12 protein-coding genes are annotated in these 13,614 nt (G+C 64.1%); 7 read left to right on the top strand and 5 right to left on the bottom strand.

The features are described from left to right. The first annotated feature begins 64 nt into the window (after positions 1-64). Positions 65-433, top strand: coding sequence for a VanZ family protein (locus ACIU1A_RS06125; RefSeq protein ID WP_404926864.1), 369 nt, complete (start codon positions 65-67; stop codon positions 431-433). An 80-nt stretch (positions 434-513) separates the two neighbouring features. On the opposite strand, the gene smc is transcribed toward ACIU1A_RS06125, so the two are convergent. From smc to ACIU1A_RS06110, 3 genes are all read right to left on the bottom strand, one after another. Continuing rightward, positions 514-3,972 (bottom strand): chromosome segregation protein SMC, encoded by a 3,459-nt coding sequence (gene smc / locus ACIU1A_RS06120; protein WP_404926863.1) that lies wholly within the window; start codon positions 3,970-3,972, stop codon positions 514-516. A gap of 114 nt (positions 3,973-4,086) precedes the next feature. Further along, a complete protein-coding gene (locus tag ACIU1A_RS06115) occupies positions 4,087-4,830 on the bottom strand; it encodes a DsbA family protein (protein WP_404926862.1) in 744 nt (247 codons plus the stop codon). 142 nt (positions 4,831-4,972) lie between these two features. Further along, the gene (locus ACIU1A_RS06110) at positions 4,973-5,473 is read right to left on the bottom strand and encodes a DUF721 domain-containing protein (RefSeq protein WP_140555929.1); all 501 of its coding nucleotides are present in this window, start codon (positions 5,471-5,473) and stop codon (positions 4,973-4,975) included. Positions 5,474-5,529: 56 nt separating this feature from the next. On the opposite strand from ACIU1A_RS06110, the gene mutY reads away from it, so the two are divergent. After that, entirely contained in the window at positions 5,530-6,747 is a 1,218-nt protein-coding gene (gene mutY, locus ACIU1A_RS06105; RefSeq protein ID WP_404926861.1) for an A/G-specific adenine glycosylase, read from the top strand. Further along, the gene (locus tag ACIU1A_RS06100; RefSeq protein ID WP_140494934.1) at positions 6,740-7,351 is read left to right on the top strand and encodes an HAD family phosphatase; all 612 of its coding nucleotides are present in this window, start codon (positions 6,740-6,742) and stop codon (positions 7,349-7,351) included. Before mutY ends, ACIU1A_RS06100 begins: the two co-directional genes overlap by 8 nt. A 66-nt stretch (positions 7,352-7,417) precedes the next feature. Here the strand turns inward: ACIU1A_RS06100 and ACIU1A_RS06095 are convergent, their stop codons facing one another. After that, positions 7,418-8,551, bottom strand: coding sequence for a site-specific DNA-methyltransferase (locus ACIU1A_RS06095; protein WP_404926860.1), 1,134 nt, complete (start codon positions 8,549-8,551; stop codon positions 7,418-7,420). Positions 8,552-8,716: 165 nt separating this feature from the next. Between ACIU1A_RS06095 and ACIU1A_RS06090 the strand changes: the two genes are divergently transcribed. Then, positions 8,717-9,406, top strand: a complete 690-nt coding sequence (locus ACIU1A_RS06090) for an HAD family hydrolase (RefSeq protein WP_404926859.1) — start codon at positions 8,717-8,719, stop codon at positions 9,404-9,406. Positions 9,407-9,441: 35 nt separating this feature from the next. Here ACIU1A_RS06090 and ACIU1A_RS06085 read toward each other — a convergent pair whose 3' ends face one another. Continuing rightward, on the bottom strand, positions 9,442-10,167 hold the full coding sequence (locus ACIU1A_RS06085; protein ID WP_404926858.1) for a hypothetical protein: 726 nt from the start codon (positions 10,165-10,167) through the stop codon (positions 9,442-9,444). A gap of 129 nt (positions 10,168-10,296) precedes the next feature. On the opposite strand from ACIU1A_RS06085, the gene thrC reads away from it, so the two are divergent. The 3 genes from thrC to ACIU1A_RS06070 are packed head-to-tail and all read left to right on the top strand — an operon-like array spanning position 10,297 to position 13,613. Then, positions 10,297-11,694 (top strand): threonine synthase, encoded by a 1,398-nt coding sequence (thrC, locus tag ACIU1A_RS06080; protein ID WP_404926857.1) that lies wholly within the window; start codon positions 10,297-10,299, stop codon positions 11,692-11,694. Between the two features lie 14 nt (positions 11,695-11,708). Next, positions 11,709-13,001 (top strand): M16 family metallopeptidase, encoded by a 1,293-nt coding sequence (locus tag ACIU1A_RS06075; protein WP_404926856.1) that lies wholly within the window; start codon positions 11,709-11,711, stop codon positions 12,999-13,001. Between the two features lie 15 nt (positions 13,002-13,016). Then, a complete protein-coding gene (locus ACIU1A_RS06070; protein WP_140494945.1) occupies positions 13,017-13,613 on the top strand; it encodes a GNAT family N-acetyltransferase in 597 nt (198 codons plus the stop codon). Position 13,614 lies beyond the last annotated feature (1 nt).

The following is a 13,614-nucleotide window of genomic DNA, read 5'->3' as shown; positions in this document are numbered from 1 at the left end:
CGCGCAAGGTCCGTTCCGGACACATAGGTTACGGTTTATACCGGAGACATGTTGTTGGAGCAGAATGAGAATCTATTCCGTCGCCGAGCGGATTGCCTTTGTCGTCACGCTCCTGGCCGTCCTCGTTCTCGCGCTGCTGCCGGCACATCGCCTCAAGCAATTCGGGATCGATATCGGCTTCCACTATGACAAGCTCAATCACGCCAGCGCATTCGCCGTGCTGGCTTTCCTGGGCAGCCTCGGCTGGCCGCGGCAGAAGCCAGCGCTGATCGTCTTTCTGGCTTTTGTCGGTGCTGCCATCGAAGTCCTCCAGGGCACCACGGCGATAGGCCGCGATTTCGACGTGCTCGACTGGGTTGCCGATTGCATTGGCATTGCATGCGGTCTGCTGGCCGCGATCTGGGCGACCTGGATCGTGCAACGCGCAAGGTGAGAAGAAGCCGAACCCGACTTGCCTTACCGCGAAAGACAACGCTCAAAATCAGGCTTCAGCACGGCACGTTGAAGGTGAAGTCAGCTTGCCTCGCGCATGGCTTCGGCTGCCTGCAGATCGACCGAAACGAGCTGACTGACGCCCTGCTCGGCCATGGTCACCCCGAACAGCCTGTCCATGCGCGCCATGGTGATGGGATTGTGGGTGATGATGACGAAGCGCGTCTCGGTGGTCTTGGCCATCTCGTCCATCAGATTGCAGAAGCGTTCGACATTATGGTCGTCGAGCGGCGCATCGACCTCGTCGAGCACGCAGATCGGCGCCGGGTTGGTGAGGAACACGGCGAAGATCAGCGACATCGCCGTAAGCGCCTGTTCGCCGCCGGACAGCAGCGTCATGGTCTGCGGCTTCTTGCCGGGCGGACGGGCAAGGATTTCAAGCCCCGCCTCAAGCGGATCCTCGGATTCGATCAGCTGCAATTCCGCCGTGCCGCCGCCGAAGAGATGCGAAAACAGCCGCTGGAAATGGCCGTTGACCACGTCGAAGGCCGCGAGAAGCCGCTCGCGGCCCTCGCGGTTGAGGCTCTGGATCGCTTGCCGGAGCTTGCGGATCGCCTCGATGATGTCCTCGCGCTCCGAGACGATGGTCTCCAGCCGGTCCGAAAGCTCCTTCTGCTCTTCCTCGGCGCGCAGGTTAACGGCGCCGAGCCGCTCGCGCTCGATCTTCAGCCTGTCGAGCTGGCGCTCGATCTCGGCCATTTCGGGCATCGGATCGTCCGCTTCCAGCCCGGTATGGCGGATTACCAGATGTGGCGGCGTGTTCAGCGTCTCCTGGATGCGCGCCTCGACCTCCAGCCGGCGCTCGTCGGCCGCGGTCAAGCGCTCTTCGGCGCGGACACGGGTCTCGCGCGCCTCGGCCAGCGACTGGATGGCGCCGGTGGCCGCCTTGTCCAGTTCGGCCTGCCTGTTCTCCGCTTCCTGCAGACGGTCAGCTGCCGCCTTGCGCAAGGTCTCGGCTTCGGTGAGCTGCGACAGCAAGGCGCGCCGCTTGGCATCGATCTCGTCGGGTGCGTCGGCCAATCTCTCGCGTTCGGCCTCGGCCTCTGCCTTGCGTTCGCCCAGCGAGGCGATCTGCGTCGAAGCGTTCTCGGCGCGCTCCAGCCAGTTGCTGCGCTCGGCGCCGATCGCATCGAGCCGGCGCGACCGCGCCTCGGCCTCCCGCCGCAACCCTTCATGGACGGCACGCGCATCGGCGAGCGTGGCGCGGTCGCGGGCGACATTGGCCGAGGATTGCTCGAGCTGTATCTGCAGGTCGCCGAGATCGGGCGCGTCCTGCAGCAGCATTTCCGCCTCGGCAAAGGCGGCCGAAGTTTCTTCATGACTGTCGACAATACGGGCGCGGGCCTCGTCCAGGGCGGCGCGCCGGCTCGCCAACTCGCCGCCGGCCTTTTCGGCTTCGGCCAGCGCGTTGCGGGCGGCGTCCAGCCCGTGCTGGGCGTCGCGTCCGGCCTGACGCGCGGCGCGCTCGGCCTCGCTGGCCTCGCGAAGCGACTGTTCGGCCTGTGCGAGCACCGCCTCGGCCTCGCGCAGCATAAGCGTCGCCTGCACCGCTTCGGCATCGAGCTCGGCCAGCCGGTTCTTTTGCGCCAGGCGTTGCGCGGCCGCGGTCGGCGCGTCGGCGCTGGCGGTCAGCCCGTCCCACCGCCACAGCGCGCCCTCAGGGCTGACCAGCCTCTGGCCGGGCGCGAGCAGCCCTTGCAGGCGGCGGCCGTCGGCGGCTTCGACAATGCCGATCTGCGCCAGCCGGCGGGCAAGCTGCGCCGGGGCACGTACCACGCTGGCCAGGCTCTTGATGCCTTCGGGAAGCGCGGCGTCATCGGCCTGGATCGCGCTCTCGCCCCAATGCACCGGGGCGCTGCGGTCGAGCGGCACGTCAAGGTCCTCGCCGAGGGCGGCGCCCAAGGCCGTCTCATAGCCGCGCTCGACGCTGATCTGTTCCAGCACGGACGGGAAGAGATCGCCGCTGGCTGCGTTCAGGATCTTGGCCAGCGTGCGGGCTTCGGTTTCGATGCGCGCCAGTTCGGCCCTGGCGTCCTGTAATGGCGGGCGGGCGGCATTTTCGGCGGCGCGCGCCTCGGCGACCGCCTGTTCGGCGGCAATCGCGCCGGCCTCGCTCTCTTCGAGCCGCGCCAGCGCGTCCTCGACCAGAAGTCGCTTCTCGGCCGGGTCGGGCAGGCCCGCGACTTTGGAGAGTATTTCCGACAATTCGCGGTCGACATCGGCGAGTTGGCGGGCGAAACGGTCCCGACGCTCGGCGGTCTCGCGCAGCGTCCGCTCGACCTGATTGCGCGAAGCGGCGGCCTCGGCCCGCTCGGCGGTAAGTGCTGCAAGCCTGGCTTCGCTCTGCGAGAGCGTCGCGGCTGCCTGTTCGAAGGCGGCGCGGGTGGTTGCTTCACGCTCGGCCGCGCCGGCATTTTCGGAGTTGAGCGCTGCTTCCTCGGCGCGCAGGCGTTCGAGGATATCCGCATTGTCGCGCACCATGCGCTCCTCGCGGGCGATGTCACCGTCGAGCTGCTGGAGCCGGCGCTCGAGTTCCGCCTGACGGGCGCGGATGCGGCCGGCTTCTTCCTCGATCTGCGATCTGGCGATCGACAGGCGCTGGAAGGCCGCGGCCGCCGCAGCTTCGGCGTCACGCAAATCGGGCAGCCGATGCGCGCCGATACCTTGCTCCCTGGCGGCCGCCATCTGGGCGGCGGCGCGGTCGCCAACCAGGGCGGTGGCGACAGCCAGCGCCGAACGTGCCTCGCCTTCCTGGGCCTTGGCCAGCGTCCAGCGCAGATGGAGCAGCGTCGCCTCGGCCTTGCGGATGTCGGCCGACAGGTTCTTGAAGCGGGAGGCCTGGCGTGCCTGGCGCTTCAGGCTTTCGATCTGGCTTTCCAGCTCGCCAACGACGTCGTCCAGACGCTCGAGGTTCTGCTCGGCGGCCTTGAGCCTGAGTTCGGCCTCGTGGCGACGCGTATGCAGGCCGGAAATGCCGGCCGCTTCTTCCAGCAGGGCGCGGCGCGCCTGGGGCTTGGCCTGGATCAGCTCGCCGATGCGGCCCTGGCCAACCATCGAGGGCGAACGCGCGCCGGTAGACTGATCGGCGAACAGAAGCTGCACGTCCTTGGCGCGCGCTTCCTTGCCGTTGATGCGGTAGAGCGAGCCCGCCTCACGCTCGATGCGGCGCGACACCTGCAATTCGTCGGCGTCGTTGAAGGCTGCCGGCGCCGAGCGATCGCTGTTGTCGAGGAACAACGTGACTTCGGCGGTGTTGCGGGCCGGGCGCGTGCCCGAGCCGGAAAAGATCACGTCGTCCATGCCGGACGCGCGCATGTTCTTGTAGGAGCTTTCGCCCATCACCCAGCGCAGCGCCTCGACCAGGTTCGACTTGCCGCAGCCGTTCGGCCCGACAATGCCCGTCAGGCCGCGTTCGATCACGAACTCGCCTGGTTCGACGAAGGACTTGAAACCGAGGAGGCGAAGGCGCGAAAACTTCATTCACGCCGCCCTGAAAGCGACTTTTGCGAAAACGCGCCGCGGGTTTGCGGCGGCGCGCAGCACGGCCAAAGGCCACGCATGCCGAAGCGCTGCCGCTTCGGCATCGCCAGGACGTCAGAGCTGAGGGTCGATGATGGCCGACATTTCCTCAATCGACATCGCCCCTTTGTAGGTCTTTCCGTTGATGAAGAAGGTCGGCGTCGAGTCGACCTTGAATTCGTCGGCGCCGCGTTTCTGGACCGCCCTCACATCGTCCAGAAGTTTCTGGTCCGTCAAGCAGGCTTCGAAGGACTCCTGTGTAAAACCGGCGAGCTTGGAGATTTGCAGCAGCGCATCCTTGGTGTTGGACACGCCCACCCAGTTCGCCTGCTGCTTGAACAGGACATCCACCATCGGGAAGTAGTTGTCCTTGGCGCAGCGCGCCAGCATGAAACCGGCCTCGGCGCTCGGATCGAACGGGAATTCGCGCAGAATATAGCGCGCCTTGCCGGTATCGATGTATTTCTTCTTCAATTCCGGAAAGGTGGTTTCGGCAAAATGCGCGCAATGCGGGCAGGTCATCGAGGCGTATTCGACGATCGTGACCTTGGCGTCGTCCTTGCCGAGTTGCTTGTCGGGCAATGCGCCGGGCTTAAGCAGTTCGGCCATGTCGACGGTGCCTTGAGCCTCCGGCGCCTTGACGACGGCCGGCGTGGCCGATGTCGCGGGCGCGGCGGGAGCGGCAGGCTTCACATCGGCCGCCTTGGCTTCCTCACCAGAGTCGCTGCATGCCGCAAGCACGGCCACCACCGGAATGGCGGCCAGCGAAGACAGCAGGTTTCTGCGGGACAAGCTTTTGCCGAACGGAGGACGGTTCATACGAATCACCTGACAGGGGTTGGATTTTGCAACGCAAAGGCACGAAAAGGCGAGAGTTGGCGCGAATTAAGGCATCGCCGTCCCCAATCCAATCGTGAAACTTGAAGCTTATAATCACGAAATCGCGAGATTGGCGACGGTGCTATGACTTTCTTTGTCCCAGAATAGTGGCGCCGAGCCGCTCCAGAGAGGCACGCAGGCCATCGTCTTCTATCTTGCCGACGATGTGCGACAGTCTTGATTTTTCCGCCTCATTGAGAGGCCTGACGGGTGGTTTCGGGCGCGCCTTTTCACTTAGAACCGGCTTCTGCACTATCCTGATGCGGCCGATGGCCGTGAAGCCGAGAAATGCATTGACGCGATTGATGATCTCGCCGGCCTCATGCTGCAGATGGAGCGCCGCCATGCCCTCGCAGGCGATCACCAGCACGGCCGGCTCGAACGGGTCGTCTTCGTGCAGCCGCCGGGGCCACTGGATCTTTTCAGGGCGCGAATGGCCGGCCAGGCGCGAACCGGCAATCTCTTCCCACGACTGGACCAGGCTGACCGAAATGCCCGCCCGCTTGCGCAGCACCGGATCGAGGATCGCGGTGGCGAGATCGCTCACCGGAACGGGATTGCCGAAGGGCCTTTTCCCTGCCATGTGCGTTCTCCAGCCACCCACCTCCACTCTTCCCGGCCGAGGCCGACACGAGATCAATGGCACCGCACGAGCAGACCCGCAAGGCCATATCAGAGGACAGCAGCAGCGAAGCTGCGTCTAGTGACAGCAGCAAAGCTGCGTCTATTGACAGCAGCAGAGCTGCGTCCGGGGACAGCAGCAAAGCTGGCGATACCGCATCCCGCCTGCTCGCATGGTACGACGTGCATCATCGCGAGTTGCCGTGGCGCGTGACCCCGCGCGACCATGCCCGTGGCGTGCGACCCGATCCTTACCGGATCTGGCTGTCGGAGGTCATGCTGCAGCAGACCACGGTTGAAGCCGTGAAGGCCTATTTTCGCGCCTTTGTCGAGAAATGGCCAGATATCGCGGCGCTGGCGGCGGCGCCCGTCGAGGACGTGATGAAAGCCTGGGCAGGGCTGGGCTACTATTCCCGTGCCCGCAACCTCAAGGCCTGCGCCGATCTGGTGGCCGGGCGCGGCGGCCGGTTTCCGGATACGGAAGCCGGCTTGAAGGAATTGCCCGGCATCGGCGCCTATACTTCGGCGGCGATCGCGGCGATCGCTTTCGACCGGCCGGCTGCCGTCGTCGATGGCAATGTCGAACGTGTCGTGACCCGCCTGTTCTCCATTGCCACGCCGCTCAGCGAAGCCAAGGCCGGCATCCGCGCCCGTGTCGAGCGCATGGTTCCCACGACGAGGCCCGGCGATTTCGCCCAGGCGATGATGGACCTCGGCGCCACGATCTGTACCCCGCGCCGACCGCGCTGCATGCTTTGCCCGCTGCGCGAGGGCTGCAGCGCGGTCGTTTCAGGCGATCCTGAACAATATCCCGTGCGCCTGCCCAAGGCCGACAAACCGCTGCGGCGCGGGGCTGCCTTCGTCGCAGTGCGAAGCGACGGCGCCATTCTTCTGCGCAAACGCGCCGACAAAGGACTGCTCGGCGGCATGACGGAGGTGCCAACGACGGGCTGGACGGCACGGCTGGACGGCGCGACCACAGCGGCGGCCGCACCCTTTCCCGGCGACTGGCGACAAGCCGGCCGGATCGCGCATGTCTTCACCCATTTTGCGCTCGAGCTCGAAATCTTCCTCGCCCGAAGCACCGGCGAGACGCCCGCCGGGCATTTCTGGTCGCTGCCATCGGACATTTCGGGTGAAGCGCTGCCCACTGTCATGAAAAAGGCAATCGAGGCTGCGATACCCGGCGCGACGAAAAAGCCGTCACCGAACAGTGCAGAGAGGCCCCATGACTGAAATCCGCCACATCGTGTTCGACATCGGCAAAGTGCTGATCCACTACGACCCGAACATCCCGTTCAGCCGGCTTATTCCCGATGCCGAGGAGAGAAAGTGGTTCTTCGACAATGTCTGCACGCATGACTGGAACATCGAGCAGGACCGCGGCCGGACATGGGAAGAGGCGGAAACGCTGCTGATCGCGGACCACCCGGATCACGCGGAGAACATCCGCAATTTTCGCCGCCACTGGCACGACATGGTGCCGCATGCCTATGACGACAGCGTCGCCATCATGGTCGGCCTGATCGACAGCGGCCACGATGTCACCATGCTGACCAACTTCGCCGCCGATACGCTGGCCGAAGCGCGCAAACGCTTCGATTTTCTCAATCGTCCGCGCGGTGTCACCATTTCGGGTGAGATAGGCAAGATCAAGCCGGATCGCGACATCTACGACCATCACGTCGCCGCATTCGAGCTCGAACCGTCCGCGACGCTGTTCATCGACGACAGCCAGAAGAATGTCGACGGCGCCAAAGCGGCCGGCTGGCAGGCAGTGCTATTCACCGATGCCAAAACACTTCAAGCAGACCTTGAGCGGCTCGGAATCAAGGCGTGATTTGAATCGCTTCCAGTACTTCGTTGAGACTTTGAATCAACGCCAAGGCCGCGGCAATCGACAGGGTTAGCCCCCTGCCCTTTCCATGCCGAGACGCGCGATGCGACGCAGTTCGTCGATCGGGGTCAGGCCGCCGCTGCGTTCATAGTGCCAGAAGGTCCAGCCGTTGCAGGCATCCAGGCCCTGAACTTCGGCGCCGATCTTGTGGATCGATCCGGCACTATCGCCGATCGCCACCGTGCCATCGGCGCGAACCTTGGCCGCCCAGCGCTTCTTGGCGTCGTAGAGCGTGGCACCGGGCGTCACCAGCCCGGTGTCGATCAGGCTGACGAAGGCGACGCGAGGCTCGGCGCGCTTGCCAGTGAGCACGGTCAGGTCCGCACCGTCGAGCGGCCGCACCGCGTCGATGCGGTCATTGGCGGCGTCGATATAGGCCTGCTCGCGCTCTATGCCGACAAAATGCCTGCCAAGGCGCTTGGCCACCGCGCCTGTCGTGCCGGAGCCGAAGAAGGGATCGAGCACGACGTCGCCCGGCTTGGTCGAGGCCATCATGATGCGGGCGAGCAGCGCCTCCGGCTTCTGCGTCGGGTGCAGTTTATCACCATTGTCATTCTTAAGCCGCTCGCCGCCGGTGCAGATCGGGAACAGCCAGTCGGAACGCATCTGTATGTCGTCGTTCGACGCCTTCAACGCTTCGTAGTTGAAGGTATAGCCCTTGCCCTTCTGGTCGCGGGAGGCCCAGATCATCGTCTCATGCGCGTTCTGGAAGCGGCGACCGCGAAAATTCGGCATCGGATTGGTCTTGCGCCAGACGACGTCGTTGAGGATCCAGAAGCCGAGATCCTGCATCTTGGCGCCGACCCGGAAGATGTTGTGATAGGAGCCGATGACCCAGATGGTGCCGTTGGGCTTCAACACCCGGCGCGCGGCCAGCAGCCAGGCGCGCGTGAAGGCATCGTAGGCCTCGAAGCTCTCGAACCGGTCCCAGTCGTCGTCCACCGCATCGACCTTGGATTGGTCGGGCCGGTGCAGGTCGCCGTCGAGCTGCAGATTGTAGGGTGGATCGGCGAAGATGACGTCGATGCATTTTTCGGGCAGCCGGTCGAGCGCCGCGACGCAGTCGCCCTTCAGGATCGTGTCCAGCCATTCGGATTGCTGGGGAGCATGGGAAAGCTCGTCGACAAGACGCACGGCTGACATTTTTACACCCAAGGCACGCGTTACTGTTTACTCCCGGTTATGGTTACCGATCAGCGTAAATATTCGGTGAAGGGCAGCGATCGGACGCCGCCGGTTTGCGCCGACGTGCCCGTTGGTGTATGCCGCGCCGCCTGAAGCCTGCCCGTTCTCATTGCCCGGATCACCATGCCCCAGCCAGACCTTGTCATCTTCGATTGCGACGGCGTGCTCGTCGATTCCGAAATCATCGCCGCGCGCGTCGAGGCCGAGCTCCTGACCTTGTCCGGATACGAAATCTCGGCCGAGGAGATTGCCGAGACTTATGCGGGGCTGACGTTCAAGGACATTCTGATGCGGGTTGAGGAGAAGTCCAACATCCCGTTCCAGGTTTCGCTGATCGATCGCGCCGAAGAGCTGGTCGACCGGAAACTGCGCAGCGACGTTCGTGCCATCGAGGGCGTGCGCGAAGCGGTCGCCTCGGTGACGGCGCAACGTTGCATCTGCTCCAACTCACGCTCGGAGCGGATAGAATTCATGCTGGAGAAGGTGCATCTGCTGCCATTCTTTGCCGGGCGCATCTTCTCCGCGATGGAGACGCCGACCGGAAAAACCAAACCGGCTCCGGACGTGTTCCTGTTCGCCGCCGAAAAGCTCGGCGCCCATCCGGCAAACACTTTCGTCATCGAGGATTCCGTGCACGGCGTGACCGGCGCAAGGTCGGCAGGAATGCGTGTCATCGGGTTCACGGGCGCCGCCCATAGCTATCCCGGCCATGCCGATACGCTGACGGAGGCGGGCGCCGAGACGGTGATCCGCCGCTGGGCGGATCTGAGCGGCACGCTGGCCGCCCTATCAGAATGGTCGGCGGACGTGTGAGCGTCCGCTAGGCCCCGACGAGCACCCCTGCGGATTTAGTTGGTCGCGGCGGCTTTCTTCCTGTTTTTCTTCGATTTGTCGGTCGCGGCCTTCGGCGCATTTTCATCATAGCCGGCATAGGCCTGATAATCCTGCGCCGTCGGCGCCGGCACGACGATGTTGGAATCGGTGAACACGAACTGCGTGGCGACCGAGGGGTCGGTAACCTGGACCTGATATTGGTGGATCTGCGAATAAAGCACCTCGGTGCCATGCATCACCGCGGTGCGGATCGGCATGGTGATGGTGCCGGGCGTGAATTTCGGCCCTGGCACGATCTTGCCGGCGACGGCGATCTTCATCGTCAGCTGTCCGTCGGCGCGGCTGCAATCGCGGGTCACGTCGCTGATCGAGGCCTGATAAATGACCCTCGCCGAATCGTCCGGCGGAGTAGCAGCGGCAGCATCGGCCGCAGCCTGGGCCGCGGCATCCTGCGCGGCGTCGCCGGTCTTCTTGAGCTTGGGCCTGGGCTTCCGGGCTTCGTTGGCGTAGGTGTTGAAGAATGCCGTGCCGTCGCGAAGCATCACCCTCGGGCAATAGGCATTCAACTGGCTGGCCAGAATCTTGGGGTCCTGCGGCGGCGGTGGCGCGGTCGGGTCCTTCTTGCCAAAACCCAGGTTCAGCATACCGTTGTCGCCTGATTGGCAGCCGGCGGCGGCAAGCATAAAGCCGGTGAGCGCAAGACCCGCGACAAAGCGACCGCTGAATGTATGAAACGCCATGAAACTGCACTTCCCTCTCGCAAAGCTGGTGACGTATATCAACCGCGCGGCAAAAATGCGACTGAGCCAGCGTAGAAATTAACCACCTTGCGTGGGTCGAAAACCCAAGGCAGTAACGGAATTGTGACGATGCAATATGTGAGTACCCGCGGCGAGGCGCCCGCGCTTGGGTTTTGCGATGCCGTCCTGACAGGCCTGGCACGCGACGGCGGGCTCTATGTGCCGCGCCAGTGGCCGCAATTCTCGATGGCCGAGATCCGCGCCATGCGCGGCCTGGCCTATCCCGAACTGGCCATCCGGGTGCTGTCGCCGTTCCTTGGCGACGAAATCCCGGCCCCCGTGTTCGAGCGTCTGGTGCGGGAGGCCTATGCCACCTTCCGCCACGAGGCTATCTGCCCGCTGGTCCAGACCGGCCCCAACGCTTTTGTCCTCGAACTCTTCCATGGACCTACGCTCGCCTTCAAGGACGTGGCGATGCAGTTGCTCGCCCGGCTGATGGACCATGTGCTCGCCGAACGCAACCAGAATGCCACCATCGTCGGCGCCACATCGGGCGACACCGGCGGAGCAGCGATAGACGCCTTCGCCGGGCGCAGCCGCACCGACATCTTCATTCTCTTCCCGCATGGCCGCGTGTCGCCGGTGCAGCAACGGCAGATGACGACATCGAAGGCTGAGAACGTGCATGCCCTGGCGATCGAAGGCAATTTCGACGATTGCCAGGGCATGCTCAAGGACATGTTCAACGATCACGGCTTTCGTGACCGGGTTTCGCTGTCGGGGGTGAATTCGATCAACTGGGCCCGCATCATGGCCCAGATCGTCTATTATTTCTCCTCGGCCCTGTCGCTCGGCGCGCCCGATCGCCCCGTCTCCTTCACCGTGCCCACAGGGAATTTCGGCGATATCTTTGCCGGTTACGCCGCCAAAAAAATGGGCCTGCCAATCGATCGGCTGGTCATCGCCACCAACGACAACGACATACTGGCACGCACTTTCGCGACCGGCGAATACCGCACCAAGGGCGTGTTCGCGACCACCTCGCCTTCCATGGACATCCAGGTGTCGTCGAATTTCGAGCGCCTGCTGTTCGAGGCGTCGGGCCGCGACCCGGCGACCGTGCGGCGCTACATGGCCGGGCTCAAACAATCCGGCGCCTTCACCATAGAAGCCACGGAAATCGCGGGGATGCGAGCCGAATTCGATGCCGGCCGCGCAGATATGGACGAGGTCGCCGCGACGATCCGCTCGACGCTCGCGGCCAGCAACTACCTGCTTGATCCGCATACCGCGGCAGCCGTGCATGTCGCGGCCGGCAAGGCTTCGAATGCCGTGCCGATGGTGGTGCTGGGCACTGCGCACCCAGCAAAATTCCCGGCCGCCGTCGAGGCCGCCAGCGGCGTGTCACCCGCGCTGCCCGCATGGCTAGGTGGGTTGATGACATCGGAGGAAAAATACACGGTACTTCCCTCCGACCTGAAAATGGTGGAAGATTACGTCAGCCGCCGTGCGCGAGCGGCGCGTTAAGGAGTACGAACCATATGGGTGTTGAGGTAAGCCGTCTGTCGAACGGCCTGACAGTCGCCACCGAAACCCTTCCAAGCATCGAATCGGTTGCCCTGGGTGCCTGGGTCAAGTCGGGTGCCCGCAATGAGCGTGACGAAGAGCATGGCATGGCCCATCTGCTCGAGCACATGGCGTTCAAGGGCACAAAGCGGCGAACAGCCTTCGAGATCGCATCGGAGATCGAGGACGTGGGCGGCGAGATCAACGCCGCCACCAGCGTCGAGACCACATCCTACTATGCCAGGGTGCTCTCCGACGACGTGCCGCTGGCAGTCGACATTCTTGCCGACATCCTGCAGGAATCGGAATTCGATCCGCAGGAGCTCGAACGCGAGCAACACGTGATCCTGCAGGAAATCGGCGCCGCGCACGACACGCCCGATGACATCGTGTTCGACCGGTTCACCGAGACCGCCTTTCGCCACCAGACCATCGGCCGCTCGATTCTGGGCACACCGGAAACCGTCAAATCCTTTACCTCGAAGCAATTGCACGATTTCATCGAGCGCCAATACGGCGCCGAGCGCATGGTGATCGTGGCCGCCGGCGACATCAAGCACGACAATTTCGTGCGCGAAGTGGAAAAGCAGCTCGGCGGCTTCCGCACCAAGGCCGACAACACCATCCCGCAATATGCGCAATATGTCGGCGGCGATTTCCGCGAGGACCGCGACCTGATGGATGCGCAGATCGTGCTGGGCTTCGAAGGCCGCGCCTACCATGTGCGCGATTTCTACGCCTCGCAGGTGCTGTCGATGATCCTCGGCGGCGGCATGTCGTCCAGGCTGTTCCAGGAAGTCCGCGAAAAGCGTGGCCTGTGCTATTCGGTTTATGCCTTCCACTGGGGCTTTTCCGATACCGGAATATTCGGCGTCCACGCCGCGACCGGGCAGAGCGACATAGCCGAACTGGTGCCCGTCATCATCGAGGAATTGCAGAAGGCCAGCGAGAACATCCTGCAGGAAGAGCTCGACCGGGCGCGCGCACAATACCGCGCAGGTCTGATCATGTCGGCGGAAAGCCCGGCCAGCCGCGCCTCGCAGATCGCGAGACAGCTGCTCTTGTTCGGCCGGCCGATCGCCAAGGAGGAACTGATGGAGCGGCTGTCGGCGCTGACGGTCGATCGTTTGACCGACCTGTCGTCACGGCTGTTCTCGACCAAACCGACGCTTACCGCTGTAGGGCCCGTGGGTACGCTGGCGCCATACGAAGCGATCCTCGATTCGCTTCCGGGCACGCCCACCACGGCCCGCAAGCTCGCCGTCTAAGCCCGCACAAGCGCCGTGTTCGCGCTCCCTTTCTTTCGCCGCGACCTGCCGGCACTGAAGGGCGACCGCGTGACGCTGCGCGTGCCGTTCACCAATGACTACCGGGAGTGGTCGACTGTGCGCGGCGAGAGCCGGGCATTCCTCGAACCATGGGAGCCGCGCTGGGCGCCGGACGAGCTTGACCGGGCGGCATGGCGGCTGCGCATCAGCCGTTACCGCGAGGACTATGCGCAGGGGACCGCGATCGCCTTCTTCATATTCGAGAAATCGAGCGGCAGGTTGGCTGGCGGAATTACGCTCGGCAACATACGCCACGGGGTCTCGCAAAGCGGGCATGTCGGCTACTGGATCGGCGAGCGCTTCGGCGGCCGTGGCCTGATGACCGACGCCGTCAAGGTCGTGACCCGCTTCGCCTTCGATACGCTGAGGTTGCACCGGATCGAAGCGGCCTGTATTCCCGACAATATCAGGTCGATCCGTGTGCTTGAAAAAGCCGGATTCCGGCGCGAAGGACTTCTGCGATCCTACCTCAGGATCAATGGCATCTGGCAGGACCACTACCTCTACGCCCGGATCGCGGACGATCCGCCAGGCGCTGGAACGAAGGACTGAT

It is taken from the genome of Mesorhizobium maamorense (genome assembly GCF_044998965.1).
Taxonomy (GTDB): Bacteria; Pseudomonadota; Alphaproteobacteria; order Rhizobiales; family Rhizobiaceae; genus Mesorhizobium.
This window is presented reverse-complemented; position numbering and strand designations above follow the sequence as displayed.

Coding starts and splice junctions, on each gene's coding strand:
- ACIU1A_RS06125 (WP_404926864.1), top strand. CDS start 65: ATGAGAATCTATTCCGTCGCCGAGCGGATTGCCTTTGTCGTCACGCTC.
- smc (WP_404926863.1), bottom strand. CDS start 3,972: ATGAAGTTTTCGCGCCTTCGCCTCCTCGGTTTCAAGTCCTTCGTCGAA.
- ACIU1A_RS06115 (WP_404926862.1), bottom strand. CDS start 4,830: ATGAACCGTCCTCCGTTCGGCAAAAGCTTGTCCCGCAGAAACCTGCTG.
- ACIU1A_RS06110 (WP_140555929.1), bottom strand. CDS start 5,473: ATGGCAGGGAAAAGGCCCTTCGGCAATCCCGTTCCGGTGAGCGATCTC.
- mutY (WP_404926861.1), top strand. CDS start 5,530: ATGGCACCGCACGAGCAGACCCGCAAGGCCATATCAGAGGACAGCAGC.
- ACIU1A_RS06100 (WP_140494934.1), top strand. CDS start 6,740: ATGACTGAAATCCGCCACATCGTGTTCGACATCGGCAAAGTGCTGATC.
- ACIU1A_RS06095 (WP_404926860.1), bottom strand. CDS start 8,551: ATGTCAGCCGTGCGTCTTGTCGACGAGCTTTCCCATGCTCCCCAGCAA.
- ACIU1A_RS06090 (WP_404926859.1), top strand. CDS start 8,717: ATGCCCCAGCCAGACCTTGTCATCTTCGATTGCGACGGCGTGCTCGTC.
- ACIU1A_RS06085 (WP_404926858.1), bottom strand. CDS start 10,167: ATGGCGTTTCATACATTCAGCGGTCGCTTTGTCGCGGGTCTTGCGCTC.
- thrC (WP_404926857.1), top strand. CDS start 10,297: ATGCAATATGTGAGTACCCGCGGCGAGGCGCCCGCGCTTGGGTTTTGC.
- ACIU1A_RS06075 (WP_404926856.1), top strand. CDS start 11,709: ATGGGTGTTGAGGTAAGCCGTCTGTCGAACGGCCTGACAGTCGCCACC.